Origin of the sequence: Sediminicoccus rosea (assembly GCF_033547095.1) — a bacterium.
Lineage (GTDB): Bacteria > Pseudomonadota > Alphaproteobacteria > Acetobacterales > Acetobacteraceae > Roseococcus > Roseococcus rosea.
In genome coordinates this window covers 3,662,814-3,676,849 of sequence record NZ_CP137852.1, presented here as the reverse complement: position 1 = coordinate 3,676,849, position 14,036 = coordinate 3,662,814, and the positions used below count along the sequence as shown (strand labels likewise).

General features: G+C 71.3%; 16 protein-coding genes. 12 read left to right on the top strand and 4 right to left on the bottom strand.

Annotation, left to right across the window (positions count from 1 at the left end; translation table 11 throughout):
- Positions 1 to 148: 148 nt before the first annotated feature.
- The 4 genes from R9Z33_RS17630 to R9Z33_RS17615 are packed head-to-tail and all read right to left on the bottom strand — an operon-like array spanning position 149 to position 3,759.
- Positions 149 to 1,705, bottom strand: a complete 1,557-nt coding sequence (locus tag R9Z33_RS17630) for a hypothetical protein (protein ID WP_318647882.1) — start codon at positions 1,703 to 1,705, stop codon at positions 149 to 151.
- A 2-nt stretch (positions 1,706 to 1,707) separates the two neighbouring features.
- Positions 1,708 to 2,139, bottom strand: a complete 432-nt coding sequence (locus R9Z33_RS17625; protein WP_318647881.1) for a TadE family protein — start codon at positions 2,137 to 2,139, stop codon at positions 1,708 to 1,710.
- The gene (locus R9Z33_RS17620) at positions 2,117 to 2,527 is read right to left on the bottom strand and encodes a TadE/TadG family type IV pilus assembly protein (RefSeq protein ID WP_318647880.1); all 411 of its coding nucleotides are present in this window, start codon (positions 2,525 to 2,527) and stop codon (positions 2,117 to 2,119) included. Before R9Z33_RS17620 ends, R9Z33_RS17625 begins: the two co-directional genes overlap by 23 nt.
- A gap of 5 nt (positions 2,528 to 2,532) precedes the next feature.
- Positions 2,533 to 3,759, bottom strand: a complete 1,227-nt coding sequence (locus R9Z33_RS17615; RefSeq protein ID WP_318647879.1) for a pilus assembly protein TadG-related protein — start codon at positions 3,757 to 3,759, stop codon at positions 2,533 to 2,535.
- A 396-nt stretch (positions 3,760 to 4,155) separates the two neighbouring features.
- Here R9Z33_RS17615 and R9Z33_RS17610 point away from each other — a divergent pair, with 396 nt between their 5' ends.
- From R9Z33_RS17610 to R9Z33_RS17555, 12 genes are all read left to right on the top strand, one after another.
- On the top strand, positions 4,156 to 4,323 hold the full coding sequence (locus R9Z33_RS17610) for a hypothetical protein (protein ID WP_318647878.1): 168 nt from the start codon (positions 4,156 to 4,158) through the stop codon (positions 4,321 to 4,323).
- Positions 4,324 to 4,364: 41 nt separating this feature from the next.
- Entirely contained in the window at positions 4,365 to 4,532 is a 168-nt protein-coding gene (locus R9Z33_RS17605) for a hypothetical protein (protein WP_318647877.1), read from the top strand.
- A 724-nt stretch (positions 4,533 to 5,256) separates the two neighbouring features.
- A complete protein-coding gene (locus tag R9Z33_RS17600; protein ID WP_318647876.1) occupies positions 5,257 to 5,424 on the top strand; it encodes a hypothetical protein in 168 nt (55 codons plus the stop codon).
- A 120-nt stretch (positions 5,425 to 5,544) separates the two neighbouring features.
- The gene (locus R9Z33_RS17595) at positions 5,545 to 6,021 is read left to right on the top strand and encodes an A24 family peptidase (RefSeq protein WP_318647875.1); all 477 of its coding nucleotides are present in this window, start codon (positions 5,545 to 5,547) and stop codon (positions 6,019 to 6,021) included.
- 3 nt (positions 6,022 to 6,024) lie between these two features.
- Positions 6,025 to 6,879, top strand: coding sequence for a Flp pilus assembly protein CpaB (cpaB, locus tag R9Z33_RS17590; RefSeq protein WP_318647874.1), 855 nt, complete (start codon positions 6,025 to 6,027; stop codon positions 6,877 to 6,879).
- Positions 6,876 to 8,435 (top strand): type II and III secretion system protein family protein, encoded by a 1,560-nt coding sequence (locus R9Z33_RS17585; RefSeq protein ID WP_318647873.1) that lies wholly within the window; start codon positions 6,876 to 6,878, stop codon positions 8,433 to 8,435. The genes cpaB and R9Z33_RS17585 overlap by 4 nt, the downstream gene beginning before the upstream one ends.
- 5 nt (positions 8,436 to 8,440) lie before the next feature.
- Positions 8,441 to 8,749 (top strand): hypothetical protein, encoded by a 309-nt coding sequence (locus tag R9Z33_RS17580; RefSeq protein WP_318647872.1) that lies wholly within the window; start codon positions 8,441 to 8,443, stop codon positions 8,747 to 8,749.
- Positions 8,739 to 9,995, top strand: coding sequence for an AAA family ATPase (locus R9Z33_RS17575; protein ID WP_318647871.1), 1,257 nt, complete (start codon positions 8,739 to 8,741; stop codon positions 9,993 to 9,995). Before R9Z33_RS17580 ends, R9Z33_RS17575 begins: the two co-directional genes overlap by 11 nt.
- Positions 9,992 to 11,371, top strand: coding sequence for a CpaF family protein (locus R9Z33_RS17570; protein ID WP_318647870.1), 1,380 nt, complete (start codon positions 9,992 to 9,994; stop codon positions 11,369 to 11,371). Before R9Z33_RS17575 ends, R9Z33_RS17570 begins: the two co-directional genes overlap by 4 nt.
- Positions 11,368 to 12,330, top strand: a complete 963-nt coding sequence (locus tag R9Z33_RS17565) for a type II secretion system F family protein (RefSeq protein ID WP_318647869.1) — start codon at positions 11,368 to 11,370, stop codon at positions 12,328 to 12,330. Before R9Z33_RS17570 ends, R9Z33_RS17565 begins: the two co-directional genes overlap by 4 nt.
- Positions 12,330 to 13,289 (top strand): type II secretion system F family protein, encoded by a 960-nt coding sequence (locus tag R9Z33_RS17560; protein ID WP_318647868.1) that lies wholly within the window; start codon positions 12,330 to 12,332, stop codon positions 13,287 to 13,289. The genes R9Z33_RS17565 and R9Z33_RS17560 overlap by 1 nt, the downstream gene beginning before the upstream one ends.
- The gene (locus tag R9Z33_RS17555) at positions 13,289 to 14,035 is read left to right on the top strand and encodes a tetratricopeptide repeat protein (protein ID WP_318647867.1); all 747 of its coding nucleotides are present in this window, start codon (positions 13,289 to 13,291) and stop codon (positions 14,033 to 14,035) included. Before R9Z33_RS17560 ends, R9Z33_RS17555 begins: the two co-directional genes overlap by 1 nt.
- Position 14,036 lies beyond the last annotated feature (1 nt).

Sequence of the window (14,036 nt, the reverse complement as noted above, 5' to 3'; positions counted from 1 at the left end):
GACCAAGTCCTGAGCCGGGCCGCCACGAACCGCTCCATCCCCCGTTCCGGTCGGCCCTTGGCCTGCGGGGAGGGGCGCATCCCCGCATCGCCGGCAGCGGCGCAGCGGCTTTCCTCATGCCAGGGATGCAGCCCCTGGCGAGGCAGGGTCAGCGCCAGACCAGGAAGCCGCCCGCGCGCCACACCGCGCGCGCATTCTCGGCGAGCGAGGGGCCGACGCCGGCCTCGATGCCGAAGGAGAGCCGGGCCTCATCCCGGTTGGTGGCGCGCAGCAACGCGACCGGGCCGGAGCCGCCATAGCGATCCCAGGCATAGCCGCCGAGCAGCGTGACCTGGGCGGGCCCAGCCGGACCCGAGAGCGCGCCCTCCAGCCGATGCACCTCACGCGTGCGGACATCGAGCAGCGGCATGGAGGGCCCCTGCGCGGTCGGGGCCTGCGCGACGCCCGAGAGATACTCGGCGAAGAGGTGATAGCCGAGGCGCGCGCGCCATTGCTCCACCGGCATCCACGCCTCCGGCGCGGTCCAGTTGAGCGTGGCGTTCACCGTGCCGCCCTGCGCCACATCGGCTCGCGTGGGCAGGCCGTAGCGCACGAAGCCGCCGCCGACGCGCAGGCCGATGCCCTGGCCGGTGACCGTCCCGAGATCGAGCACCGCATGGTCACGGACCGCGTAGCCCGCGAAGGCCATCATTGTTTCCCAATAGGGCTGGTTCCAGGCGCCCGAGGCGGCGATGTCCGCCTCGCCCAGCCGCTGGCTGTGCCGGGCGGAGACGCCCACCGCGCGCGGGCTGCCCAGCACGGCCAGCCGCGTGCGCCCCATGCCGTCCCACTGGCGCTCGATGCCGAATTCGCCGCGCATGGCCTCGCCCGACCAAGGCGCCGCCACATCCTGGCCGGTCTGGCGCAGGCTGCGCGACTCCCCCTTGCGACCCTCCAGGCGAAAATCCGCGACCCAACCCTCCGCAAGCCTGGCCGAGCCAGCGAATTGCAGCGAGACGATGCGCTCGCCGCCGGGCCCTGCGGCCCAGAAGCCATCGCTGCGGAGCGTGTCGGCCGCGCCGCCGGTCAGGAAGCCGCGCGCCGCAACAAGTGGCGAGGCACCAGGCTCGATCGCAAGCGCCCTTTGATAGACCTCGGCCTCGGCCCGGGCACCTGGCGAAGGGGCTTCCGCGGCGGCGAAGCGCGTGATGGGTGGCGCCTCACGCGGGGATTCCCGCAACACGGGCAGATCCATCGCGGGCGGGGCCGGCTCGGGGGTAGCCGGCTCGGGGGGGGCTGGTTCGGGCGCGGCCACCGGCACGGGCGGATCCTGCGGGCTGACCATGCTGCGGCCGACCGATTGCAGCACCAGAAGGCTGCCTTCGCCTTGCGGCACAAGGCGCGGCTGGGCCGGGCGCGCCAGGCGCAGTCGCGCCGCGCCGCGCGCGATGTTCAGTCCCTCGATCAGCCCGGAGGCGGCGGCGCGCTCCAGGGCCGCCGCATCGGCGCGGGGGACCGCCCCGGGAAAGATCAGCACGATCTCGCGCCCGCCAGGTTCGGCCAGTGCCGCGGTCGGGCTCTGGCTGAGCGGGATCTGCAACATGGCGGGCGAGGCGGCGGGGGGAGACTGCGCCGCCGCGCCCTCGGGCCGCAGCAGGCTGAGTGCCAGGCAGAGCGCCGCTGCGACGGGCCTGCGCGAATGCGGATCGGGGAGGGGGAAGGGCATGTTCAGTTGAAGACCGCCGTGGAGACTTCCGTGATGTCGCGCTGCTGCGCACCGAAGACGTTCAGGAGGAAGCTGAACGGATAGGTCAGCGTGACCGTCACGGAGGTGACGCCCAGCAGGTTGGTCTGGCAGCCGCTCATGCTGATCCGGACCAGAGCCGCGCTGAGGAACCGCACCCGCGTCGCCGGGAAGGCCAGCGTGCCGGTCAGGCCCTGGCACGCCGGACGCCCGGCATTGAGGTTGGCGCCGCCAGCCAGCGTCACCATCCGCGCCGCCTCCGCGCTCGCCACGCGGACGGAACTGAGGGTGACCATGTAGCGGCAGAAATCCGCCGCACCGACCAGGAACGCCATGAGGATCGCCCCCGTCAGCGCGAATTCGAGGCTGGTCGCGCCGCGTCGGCCGAGCCGCCTAGTTGAGCCGGGCGACGGCATGGCCAACCCCCTGGGCATAGCTGCGGAGCAGCAGCGGCGAGAGCTGCCGTGTCGCGCGCACCGTCACCGTACGGATCAGGCCGGAGGCGCAGGTGGCGGTGCAGCTCACGCTCGTCGTGCCGCATTCGCAGCTCAGCACCGGCAGCGGCACGTCGCTCGCGCTCAGGGCGGGCCAGGCGCTGATGACGGCGCTCTGCACGGCGGTGAGGTCGGTCGTGCCGCTCATGGCCACCTGCGCGCCGGCGCGCGCCGCCCGCTCCAGGCGGATCGAGACCTGGAAGCCGTCCGCCAGGTCATGCACGCAGAGCATCAGCGTGATGAGGACCGGCGCAACCAGCGCGAGTTCCGTGGCGGCGATGGCGCGCCGGCCGAGGCGGGGAACTGCCATGCTCGCTACTCCACCAGCCTTACGGTGCGCAGCAGGCCGTAATTCGTGTAGCCGGCACAACCCGCGACATCGACCGTGGTGCTTTCCTGGCCCGAGAACGACATGTTCCACGCGACGAGCGAGAGGCAGTTCGTCGTCAGGCTGGTGTTGCCATTCACGATGACGTCGGAAGTGGGCGCATAGACGGCGCCGCGCAGCGTCATGGTCGAGCCGCCATTGAGCTGCAGCTCACGGGTCGAGCCGTTCGCGGTCGAACGCGCGTCGCGGTAGACCACGACGCCCTGGGCCGCGCTATGGCCCGGGATCAGCGAGGAGGTCGGCCCGGTCAGGGTGCCGCCGGTCTTGTCGCTGATGCGCAGCGTGCCGACGCGGTCCGGATCGCCGGTGAAGACCATGGTGACGCCCGGCGCGTTGATGCGGCCCTGCAGCGTGAAGTTGGCATTCCTGAAGTAGTAGAGCCCGGGCGCCATGGTCAGCGTGTCGTTCACGCCGACCGACAGGTCGGTGCAGATCGCGCCCTGGGCCGGCGTGATCGAGACGTTGCCCTTGCCGATCGGCACGGTCCGGCAGGTGGTCGGGGTCGGCGTCCAGCTGGCCAGGCTTTCGAAGGGATCGGTGACCGGCGTCGCGCGGTTGGTGATGATGACCGGGCGCGCCGACCGGCTGTTGTCGGCCCAGACATTGCCGGTCGTGCAGTTTTGGCACGCCCCGGTCGTCACCAGCGTCGCCGCGCGCACCGTTGCGTTGCTGAGCACATTGATGCCGCCCGCGCCGGCGGCGAGCGCGCAGCGCGTTGCCTGGGTGGTGCTGTTGCCGCCGAGGTCGAGCTGGTTGAGCGCGAGGATGCAGACCTCCTCATCGGCATTGGCCAAGGCCACGGCGCGCGCCCGCACCACCGGGGCGGAGGCCAGGAACATCCCGGCCAGGCCGAGGCGCGGCGTCTGCGCGATGCTCACCTCGACCGCGGCCGCATTGCCAGCATAAGCGCCGGTGACGGGAGGGCTGTACACCTGAACGGGGCTGGCGGCGCTGAAGCCGTTGCGGCTGGCGGTATCAAGCGCCACAGGAGAGGGCTGGGCGCCACGCGTCAGGGCGCCCGCCCCGGCGAGGGCGGCGAGGTCGGCCGCGGTGGAGGCGTTGCGCGCGGCGAGATACCAGGAGGCGCCCTCCGTCGCGAGTGCGGCCATGCCGATGATGATGCTGCCGCTGGTGGCGATCACGACGGTGGTCACGCCACGCCGGTCGCGGCCAGCGCGCGCTATTCTTTGCCAGAGGGATAGCCGGGGGTGGTGCATCAAGATTCGCTCCGATCGGGGGCGATGAAGCGCCAGCCAGGAAGCGGGGTTTTCTCGCCGGGCTCGCCCGCGGCTTGAATGCATCACATTTTGCGCAGTGGCTTCGCAATATCCCGATCGCGCTCAATAGAAAACTACACAAAATTCTACAGAACGACAAAAATCGACGAAAACACGGAACGTTTTCGTTTGTCGTGTTGAAAAAAAGACCGTATCGGATTTTTATCCTTCGGGTGACCTGAGTTTTTACTTAAGTCGCTAGAGGGCAATGCGCTACCTTCGGTGGTGCAAAGTATTTTTTTTCACAATCCTTGAGCGTTTAGGAGAATCATCATGCTTTCTGTCTTGATCCAGTCGGTTTCCAGCGCCGTTACCGACCGTCGGGGCGTGACCGCCGCTGAATACGCCGTCATGGCCGTCGCCCTTGTCGCGGCGGTGGGCGCTGCCGTCGCCGCCTTCGCGCCGAAGCTGCTGGCCGCCTTCACGGGCCTGCTGCCCTGATTTCCGTTGGTCAAATTTCTCGAACGTCCAGGAGAATCATCATGGCTTCTAGCTTGATCCAGTCCGTGTCCCGCGCCATCGCCGACCGCCGGGGTGTGACCGCCGCTGAATACGCCGTCATGGCCGTTGCTCTCGTCGCGGCGGTGGGCGCTGCCGTCGCCGCCTTCGCGCCGAAGCTGCTGGCCGCCTTCACGGGCCTGCTGCCCTGATCTCCGTTGGTCAAGGCAGTCAAGCGGTGGTCACCGACGGCCCCGGCCAGCGCGAATTCGAAGCTGGTCCTACCGCGGCGGCCAGGGCGCCTGGTTGAGGCGGGCGACGACATGGGCAACTCGCTGCGCTGGTGCTGCATTCGCAGCGCAGCGCCGTGAGCGGCAAGTCGCTCGTGCTCAAGGCCGGCCGCGCGCTGATGACGGCGCCCTGCATTGCGGCGAGGTCGGCCGTGCCGCTCATGGCCATCTGGACGCCCGCGCGCTCCAGGCGAATGGAAGCCTGTTAGCCGTCTGCAAGGTCATGCACGCGAAGCATCAGGGTCATCAGGACCGGCGTGACCAGCGCGCGTTCTGCTGTGGCGATACCGCGCCGGCCGATCCGTGAACTGCCAGGCCCGTCACTCAATCAACTGCACAGAGACCCACGAAGCCCTCTCTCCGACAAATCCTGACATTCGCCGAATGTCGATGAAGGTCGCCAGAATTCGGCAAGTGTCGTGAATAAAGGCAAACTTATCCGGACAGGTATTCCGACTGTATCTGCTGCAGTTTAGGGGTCGTTCAGAGCGCTTCAGAAAACCAGGAGTTAGCCTTTGTCCTCCGCCGATCTCCGCCTCCCCGTCCGGGCTACCCAGGGCGACAAGCAGAGCGTCAGCGGCAGCCAGACCCGTAGCATTGGGCTTTCGCGGCTGGTCCAATTTCCTGAACGTCCAGGAGAATCATCATGGCTTCTTTCGTGATCCAATCCGTGTCCCGCGCCGTCGCCGACCGCCGGGGCGTGACCGCCGCTGAATACGCCGTCATGGCCGTCGCCCTCGTCGCGGCGGTGGGCGCTGCCGTCGCCGCCTTCGCGCCGAAGCTGCTGGCCGCCTTCACGGGCCTGCTGCCCTGATTTCCGTTGGTCAAGACTGTCACGCAGCGCCAACAGCGTTGGCCGGTGTCCTTGCGGCGCCGGCTGTCGCTGATTTCGGGCATGTCTTCGGGTTACCCCAATCACGGAAGATGGAAGGTCTTGCTGAACCTGCTGCCCGTCCTGGGTATCGCCGCCCTGCTGCTGCTTGCGGCCTGGCGTGACCTCGCGACCCGCATGATCCCGGATGGTATTCCCGTGGGCCTGGTCATCCTTGGCCTGATGCTGCGCCTGCCGGAGGGCTGGAGCGCGGTGCTGGCTTCGGTGCTGGTCGCGGTCCTGGTGTTTGTCGTGCTGCTGGTCCTGGCGATGCGCGGCTTTCTCGGTGGCGGCGACGTGAAGCTCGCCGCGGCGGTCGCCTGCGGCTTGCCCCCTGCCGCAACCTGGGACTTCATCTTCGCCACGACCGTGGTCGGCGGCCTGCTCGGCCTCGGCTACATGGCGCGGCCGCGCCTCGTCCTGCCAGGCCGTGTGCTCGCGATCGAGGCTTGGCGGCTCCGCCGTGGGGGGCCTGTGCCCTATGCGGTGGCCATCGTCGCCGGCGCGATCCTGGTGCTGCTGCGGGACCGGGTGGCCTAGGCCATGTACCTGCGCAGCCTCGTGATCCTCTCCATGGTGCTGCTGGCGGTGGCCTTCGGCTCGCTCACCTGGTTTCTCCTCGTGCCCGCCGAGCCGCGCCCCGTGCCCGTGGCGAGCACGGCGGAGGTTCCGGCCCTCGCGCCCCGCGCGCGCGTCCTGGTCGCCGCGCGCGCGCTGGCTGCCGGCAGCCTGTTGAGGGACGAGGATTTCGTCGCACGCGAATTGCCGCCCGAGGCCGCATCCCTCGCACCCGTGCCGGCCACGGCCGAAAGCCGGAATGACGTTCGCGGCGCCCTGCTGCGGCGCTACCTCGACTCCGGCGCGGTGCTGGAGCGCGATGACGTGCTTCGCGCGCGGGATCGCGGATTCCTGGCCTCGGTGCTGCGGCCCGGCATGCGGGCCATCTCGGTCGGCGTCGATCTGGTGACGGGCACGGCGGGGCTCATCTGGCCGGGCGACCATGTGGACCTGATCCTGACGCAGGAGCTTCAGCCGGGCGATGCGCCGCTCGGCCGGCGCGTCATCGGCGAGACGGTGCTCGCGGATGCGCGCGTCGTCGCGGTGGATCAGCAGCTGACCCAGGGCGCCGGGGCGGAGGGCGCACCCTCGCGCGTGGCGCGGACGATCACCCTGGAAGTCCGCGCCGAGCAGGCTGAGCGCGTCGCGGTGGCGAGCCGCCTGGGCCGCATCGCCCTCACTGTGCGGTCGAGCGAAACGCCCGAGGCCGAGGCCGCCAGCCCCGCGCGATCCATCTTCGGCGCCGATGTCTCCCAGGCGCTCTCGGCGTCCTCCCACACGCAGGGCGCCCGCATGCAGGTCATCCAGGGGGATGAGCGGGTCGAGGTCACCTTCCGTTGAAGCATCTGCCCCTCCTGGCCGTCCTGCTGTGCGGTGTGGCCCAGGCCCAGACCAACATCCCGCAGCTGCCCCGCGCACCTGCGGCCGCGCGGCAGACGCCGCTCACGCCGCCCGGCGCCCCCGCCCGGCCGGCGCCGGCCGCGGCCCCCGCCGCTGCGGTGCCGCTCGTTCTCGAGGCCGGCGCGGGCCGCCTGCTGCGCCTGCCGGCCCCGGCCGTCGCTGTGCTGGCGGCCGATCCGCGGATCGCGCGGGTGCAGCCGGCCTCGCCCGACAGCATCTTCCTCATGGCCGTGGGGCCAGGCCGCACCACGGTGATCGCAACCGGCGAGGGTGGCGTGCCGGTGGCCGAGTATGACGTGGTGGTGCAGCCGGGCCGAGCCGCGCTGGAGACGGTGCAGCGGCAGGCGCAGCGCTTCGGCGGCGGTGGTGGTGGCGGCGGCGGCGGTGGCCCGGGCGCGCCCGCGGTGCAGAACATGATCCGCCGGTTGGTCCCGGGCGCGGAGGGGCTGACGGTGACGCCGTTGGGCTCGGGCGGGCTCGCGCTGTCCGGCACGCTGCCCACGGCCGAGGCCGCCACCCGCGCAGAGGCGATCGCCCGCGCCTATGGCGGGGAGGGGCGCGAGGTGACGAACAACCTGAACCTGCTCTCCTCGATCCAGGTGAATCTTCGTGTCCGCGTGGCGGAGATCTCCCGCCAGGTGACGCGTGAGCTGGGCTTCAACTGGCAGGCCCTGGCGCATGACGGCGCGAACTGGGCGATCGGGCTGCGCACGGGCACGGCCGGCGGCATTGCGGGCGCCATCGCGGGTGCCATCAGCAGCGCGGCGACCAACGGCCAGGTCGCGCGCTACGGGGTGCGCTACAGCTCCTCGCGCTTCGACATCAATGGTGTCATCGACGCGCTGGCGGCGGACCAGCTGATCACCATCCTGGCCGAGCCCAACCTGACCGCGCAGTCGGGCGAGGTGGCGAGCTTCCTCGCCGGCGGCGAATTCCCGGTGCCCGTCGCCGCCAGTTCGCTGACCAACAACATCACCATCGAGTTCAAGCAGTTCGGTGTCAGCCTCGCCTTCGTGCCGACCGTGCTGGGGCCTGAGCGCCTCAACCTGCGGGTCAGGCCGGAGGTGAGCGAGCTGTCGGACAATGGCGCCATCAACCTGCCGGTGGCCGGTGGCGTCGTGCGCGTGCCGGCGCTCACCGTCCGCCGCGCCGAGACCACCATCGAGCTCGGCAGCGGGCAGAGCTTCGCGATCGCGGGGCTCCTGCAGCGCAGCACGACGACCAGCAACCAGGGCCTCGCCGGCCTCGGCGACATCCCGGTGCTCGGCGCGCTGTTCCGCTCCGACCGATACCGCCGCAACGAGACGGAGCTGGTGATCATCATCACGCCGTATCTGGTGCGCCCCGTCTCCGACCCGCGCGCGCTTGGCACGCCCAATGACAGCATGCGGCCCGCGACCGACCTCGACCGCATCCTGCTGCGAAGGCAGCTCGATCGCGGCAGCCCGCTGCCGCAATTCCAGAGCCGGCTCGACGCCGGCTTCATCCTGGAGTGAACACCATGCGCGCCCTTGCCGCCCTTCTCTGCCTGGCGCTGCCGGCCTGCGCGCCGACCGATTTCGACCGGCCCTACACCTGGCACGCCACCGGGGTTAACGACGTGAACCTGCGCGCCATGCTGGCCGATCCGCGCCATGCGGTGAGCGGCGTGGCCGCCGCGACCGACCGGGCCCGGCCCGGGGTCGATGCCATCCAGCGGTTGAACGAGGACCGCCGGCGGCCGCTGCCCGACAGCCGCGCCGCGCAGGTGGGGGCGGCGGGCAGCGCGCCCGTCGCGGCGCCGCCCGCGGGAGGAATGGATGCGAACTGAGCAGCGCCCGGTCCACGAAGCCCCCGATATCGCCCGCGGCGGCGCTGCCGAGGGGCGCGGCGCCGGCCGCCGCGCGCAGCTGCTGGCCTTCGTCACGGATGAGGAGAGCGAGGCGGCGCTGCGTGGAGGCCTCAACCTGCCGTCCGGCCAGCTGCAGCTTCGCCGTGGCCATGCATTGGTCGCGGCGGCCATGCTCGAACGCGAGCCAGCGCCCGAGACGCTGCTGGTGGACATCAGCGGGCTGGCCGACCCGCTGGGTGCGCTGGAGGCGCTGGCGCATGTCTGCACGCCCGATGTCGGCGTGATCGTCATCGGCGAGCGGACGGATATCGGCTTCTATCGCCAGCTGACGCGCGACCTGATGATCGCCGAATACCTGGCCAAGCCGATCACGCGGGACCTGGCGGCGCGGCTGGTCGCGCCGCATCTGCTGCGCGATGCGGGCCAAGTGGCGGCGGCCCGCCGCAGCGGGCAGGTGGTGGCGGTGTGCGGTGTGCGGGGCGGGTCCGGCGCCACCACCGTTGCGGTGAACCTCGCCCTGCAGATGGCCGATGTGGCGCGCGGCCACGTCGCCCTGCTGGACCTGCATCTGCGCGGCGGAACGGCCGGGCTGATGCTGGGCGTGCAGGCCAGCACCGGGCTGCGCGTGGCGCTGGAGGATCCGGAGCGGGTCGACTCGCTGTTCCTGGACCGCGTCGTGATCCCGATCGAAGAGCGGCTGCGCCTCATCGCGGCGGACGAGCCCCTGGAATCCGCCCCCGCGCCGACCGAGGAGGGCGTGCGCCGGCTGGTCGAGATGCTGCAGCAGCGCTTCAACCAGGTGGTGATCGACATGCCGATGCCGCCCGGCAAGGCGGAACGCGCGGCGCTCGACATGGCGCGCCACGTGGTGCTGGTGATGAGCCCCGATGTCGCGGGCATCCGAGATGCGATCGCGGCGCGCAAGCTGCTCCCGGCCGAGGGCGCCCTGCGCGCGATGACGGTGCTCAACCGCGCCGGGCTGCCCGGAGGGCTGACGCTGAAGCTGGTGGAGCAGGGGCTCGGCGCGGCGCCCGACCTCGTCATCCCCGACCTGCCGCAGCTGCTGCCCCGCGCCGCCAATCTGGGCCAGCCGGCGCTGCGCCAGAGCGTTCAGCTGCGGCGCGCGCTGGCGCCGCTGACGCGCGAGATCACGGCCGTGCGCGCCCCCGCCGAGGGGGCGGGCTCCTGGCTGGCGCGCCAGTTTGCGCGCTGGAGGGCCGCATGAAGACCTTCGGCCGGCGCCCGCTCGTCATCGAGGAGGCCCCCACCGAGCCGCTCACGCCGGCCGAGGACGTGGCCTCCCCGCGCGTCCAGGCGGTGCGCCCGTTCTCGCCGGGCCATGAGGCGGCGGTGGAGCGGCTGCGCCTCAAGGTGCTGGACCGAGTGGATCCTGTCATCGCCTCGGACCTGCCGCAGCCGGCGCTGCGCCAGCAGCTCGAAGCGCTGGTGAACGAGGTGGCCAACCAGGACCGCATCGAGATCTCGGGACGCGAACAGGCGCAGATCGCCGAGGAACTCGCCCATGACATGGTGGGCTACGGCCCGCTGGAGCCGCTGCTGGCCGATGACAGCATCTCCGACATCATGATCAACGGGCCCTACAACGTTTTCATCGAGGTGCGGGGCCAGCTGCGGAAATCGCCGGTGCGCTTCCGCGATGGCGCGCAGGTCGCGGCCATCGCGCAGAAGATGGCATCGACCGTCGGCCGCCGGGTGGATGAATCGAGCCCGCTGGTGGATTGCCGGCTGGCCGATGGCAGTCGCGTCAACGTCATCTTCCCGCCGCTGGCTATCGACGGCGCCTGCATCTCCATCCGCAAGTTCGCCAAGCGCAAGGTGGACTTCCAGGGCATGGTCGAGGGCGGCTCAATGTCCGCGCCGGTCGCCCGCATCCTGGAGATCGCCGCGCGCTGCCGCCTCAACGTCGTCATCTCGGGCGGCACGGGCTCGGGCAAGACGACGATGATGAACGCGATGAGCCGGCTGATCGACGGCCGCGAGCGGATCGTCACCATCGAGGACGCGGCCGAGCTGCAACTGCAGCAGCCCCATGTCGTCCGCCTGGAGACGCGCCCGCCCAACCTCGAAGGCCGGGGCGAGATCACCCAGCGCGACCTGATGCGCAACGCGCTGCGCATGCGGCCCGATCGCATCATCGTGGGCGAGGTGCGGGGCGCCGAGGCCTTCGACATGCTCCAGGCGATGAACACCGGCCATGACGGCTCCTACTGCACGGTGCACGCCAACACCGCCCGCGATGCCGTGACCCGCATCGAGAACATGGTGCTGATGGGGCAGGCCGCGCTGCCCGCGCGGGCCATCCGGACGCAGATCGCGAGCGCGGTGGACATCATCATCCAGGTCGAGCGCATGCGCGACGGTGGGCGCCGCGTCTCCCAGGTGTCGGAGGTGCGCGGGCTGGAGGGGGAGGTGATCACGATGAACGACATCTTCGCCTTCGAGTACCAGGGAGAGGATTCCACCGGGCGCATCCGCGGGCGCTGGAACAGCCCGGCGATCCGCCCCGGCTTCTACGAGCGGCTGGAGTATTTCGGCCTCGGCGAGGCCTGGATGCGCGCCTTGCAGGGCGACACGGCGTGACGCGGACCGGCATCTTCCTCATCCTGGCGCCGCTGCTGCTCGCGGCGATGAGCGCGGGTGCGGCGATCCTGGTCGGCAGCCGACGCAACCAGCGCCTGCGGGAGCGGATCTCGGCCCAGACGACGCGCGGCGCGAGCCTGGCCGCGATCGCCGACCTGCCCAGCATCCGCGTCGGCCGGCGGGAGACCAGCCCGCTCGTCGGCCGCATCTTCCGGGTGCTGCGCTACCACCCCGACATCCCGCAGGAGCATGTGATCCCCTGGGTGGTGGTGCTGTTGGCCAGCCTCGTGGTGGCGGCCTTCGCCGGCTTCCGCGCGGCCGATCTCATGGGCGGCCTTCTTGCGGTGCCGGTTGCGCTGCTGGCTGGCCTGCTGGTCGCGCGCGCGATGTTCGGCTGGCAGCACCGGCGCTACTGCGATGCGGTGTTCCAGCAGATTCCGGAGGCGCTGGGCCTCATGGTGCGCGCCATCCGCGCTGGCCTGCCGCTGGCCGAGGCGCTGCGCAGCGTCACGCGCGAGCTCGCCTCGCCCACCCGCGATGAGTTCACGCGCGTGCTGGGCGACATGACCATCGGCCGCAGCGTGGACGTGGCCCTGATGCGCGTCTACGAGCGCACGGGCCTGACCGAGTTCGCCTTCCTCGCGGTCACGCTCGGCCTTCAGTCGCAGACCGGCGGCAGCCTGGCCGAGACGCTCGACAACCTGGCCGACACGGTGCGCAAGCGGGTCAGCCTCGCCAAGCGGGCCCAGGCCTTGGCGGGCGAGGCGAAGGTGCAGGCGGGGCTGCTGATCGTCCTGCCGTTCATCGCCGCCCTCGCCATGTCCTTCAGCCAGCCCTTCTACGTCAGCGCCTTCACCGAGAACCCGACCGGCCAGAAGCTGCTGATGGCGGGCCTCGGCCTGATGGCGCTCGGTGTCGTGACGATCCGCTGGCTGATCCGCAAGGCGGGGGAGGACTGATGGCGGTGCCGTCCGATTTCGGCGTGCTGCTGCTGGCGACGGCCGCCTCGGCCGGCGCCATCGGCTTGGCGGTCCTCGCCGCGGCGTTGCTTGCCCGCAGCGCGGAGGAGCGCGACCTGGGCGGGCGCCTGAAGGGCCTGGCGCGGCCGGTGGACCGCGCCGCCGGGGACGAGGCGCGCGCCAGCATCGGCCTGGCCGTGCTGCGGCCGATCCTGCGCCTGGGCGAATTGCTGCGCGACAGCGCCTTCACCTCGGCCAAGGATCTCGCGGAGTTCCAGATGGCGGTCGCGGCGGCGGGGTTGAACCCGCGCCAGGCCGTGCCGGTGCTGCTGGGTGCCAAGGCGGCGCTGGTGGTGTTGCTGCCGCTGCTCGCGATCACGCTGGCCTGGATGCATGATTACGATCTTCCACAGGCGGGGCTGCTGCTGGCGGGGGCGCTGGTGCTCTCGGTGACGGGGCCGAACTGGATCGTCACCCGCCTGCAGCGCCCCTTCCAGAAGCAGCTCCGTCGCGGCTTGCCCGACGCCATCGACCTCATGGTGGTGGCGGCCGAGGCCGGGCTCGGCCTGGAAAGCGCGCTGGAGCGCGTGGCGCGGGAGATGGAGCGGTCCAACCGTGCCATCGCGGTCGAGCTGAATGTGCTGGTGCAGGAAATGCGCATGCTGCCCGACCGCCGGCTCGCGCTGCAACGGATGGCCGACCGCACCGGCGTGGATGGCTTCAAGCAGCTGGCCGGCACGTTGTCCCAGACCTTGCGCTACGGCACGCCGCTGACCCAGGCGCTGCGGGTGCTGGCGGCCGAGATGCGTGCCGACCGCCAGCTCCGCCTGGAGGAGAAAGCCATCCGCCTGCCGGCGCTGCTGATCGGGCCGCTGATCCTGTTCATCCTGCCCGCCCTGTTCATCGCCCTGATCGGCCCCTCCGTCCTGGAGATGGGCCGCACCTTCGGAGGCCCCTGATGCGTCTTCCCCGCCCGCTGCTTGCCCTTCTCGCCAGCCTCCCGCTCACTGCTTGCGGCGGCTCCTCCGACGGTCCCACGCGCCATGCCGACAATGCCTCCCGCCTGCGGGTCGCGGCGGCGGCGGACGCGTCCGGACACAGCGACATCGCGCTCTCCATGCTGGGGGCGGCCGCGGCGGCGGACCCTGGCAACGCCACGGTCCAGGCCCGCTTCGCCGCCGCGCTGCAGCGCCAGGGCGGCACCCCCCAGGCCGAGGCGGTGCTGCGGCAGGCGCTGGAGCGCCGCCCCTCGGATGCCACGCTGCTCGTGCAGCTCGGGCGGATCCGCCTGGCCGCCGGCCAAGTGGAGCAGGCACTGCCGCTGTTCGACCAGATCCTCGCCGGATCCTCGCGCGATGTCGGCGCGCTGACCGGGCGCGGCGTGGCGCTCGACCTGCTTGGCCGGCATGAGGAGGCGCAGCGCAGCTACCGGCAGGCGCTGCTGGTCAATCCCGGCAGCGTGCCGGCGGGCAACAACCTGGCGATCTCCCTGCTGCTGACCGGCCGCGCGGCGGAGGCGGCGGCCATCCTGCGCACGCTCTCGCGCTGGCAGGACGCGCCGGCGCGGGTCGGCGTCAATCTCGCGATCGCCGAGGCGATGATGGGCGACCAGGGGCCGGCGCGGCGCCTGCTGGCCGAGAATGGCGGCGCGGAGCAGCTTGACCGGCTGCTCGCGGCGCTGCGCCAACCGGCATTGCGCAGTTAGG

Coding starts and splice junctions, on each gene's coding strand:
- R9Z33_RS17555 (WP_318647867.1), top strand. CDS start 13,289: ATGCGTCTTCCCCGCCCGCTGCTTGCCCTTCTCGCCAGCCTCCCGCTC.
- R9Z33_RS17580 (WP_318647872.1), top strand. CDS start 8,441: ATGCGCGCCCTTGCCGCCCTTCTCTGCCTGGCGCTGCCGGCCTGCGCG.
- R9Z33_RS17575 (WP_318647871.1), top strand. CDS start 8,739: ATGCGAACTGAGCAGCGCCCGGTCCACGAAGCCCCCGATATCGCCCGC.
- R9Z33_RS17630 (WP_318647882.1), bottom strand. CDS start 1,705: ATGCCCTTCCCCCTCCCCGATCCGCATTCGCGCAGGCCCGTCGCAGCG.
- R9Z33_RS17625 (WP_318647881.1), bottom strand. CDS start 2,139: ATGCCGTCGCCCGGCTCAACTAGGCGGCTCGGCCGACGCGGCGCGACC.
- R9Z33_RS17610 (WP_318647878.1), top strand. CDS start 4,156: ATGCTTTCTGTCTTGATCCAGTCGGTTTCCAGCGCCGTTACCGACCGT.
- R9Z33_RS17570 (WP_318647870.1), top strand. CDS start 9,992: ATGAAGACCTTCGGCCGGCGCCCGCTCGTCATCGAGGAGGCCCCCACC.
- cpaB (WP_318647874.1), top strand. CDS start 6,025: ATGTACCTGCGCAGCCTCGTGATCCTCTCCATGGTGCTGCTGGCGGTG.
- R9Z33_RS17605 (WP_318647877.1), top strand. CDS start 4,365: ATGGCTTCTAGCTTGATCCAGTCCGTGTCCCGCGCCATCGCCGACCGC.
- R9Z33_RS17600 (WP_318647876.1), top strand. CDS start 5,257: ATGGCTTCTTTCGTGATCCAATCCGTGTCCCGCGCCGTCGCCGACCGC.
- R9Z33_RS17620 (WP_318647880.1), bottom strand. CDS start 2,527: ATGGCAGTTCCCCGCCTCGGCCGGCGCGCCATCGCCGCCACGGAACTC.
- R9Z33_RS17560 (WP_318647868.1), top strand. CDS start 12,330: ATGGCGGTGCCGTCCGATTTCGGCGTGCTGCTGCTGGCGACGGCCGCC.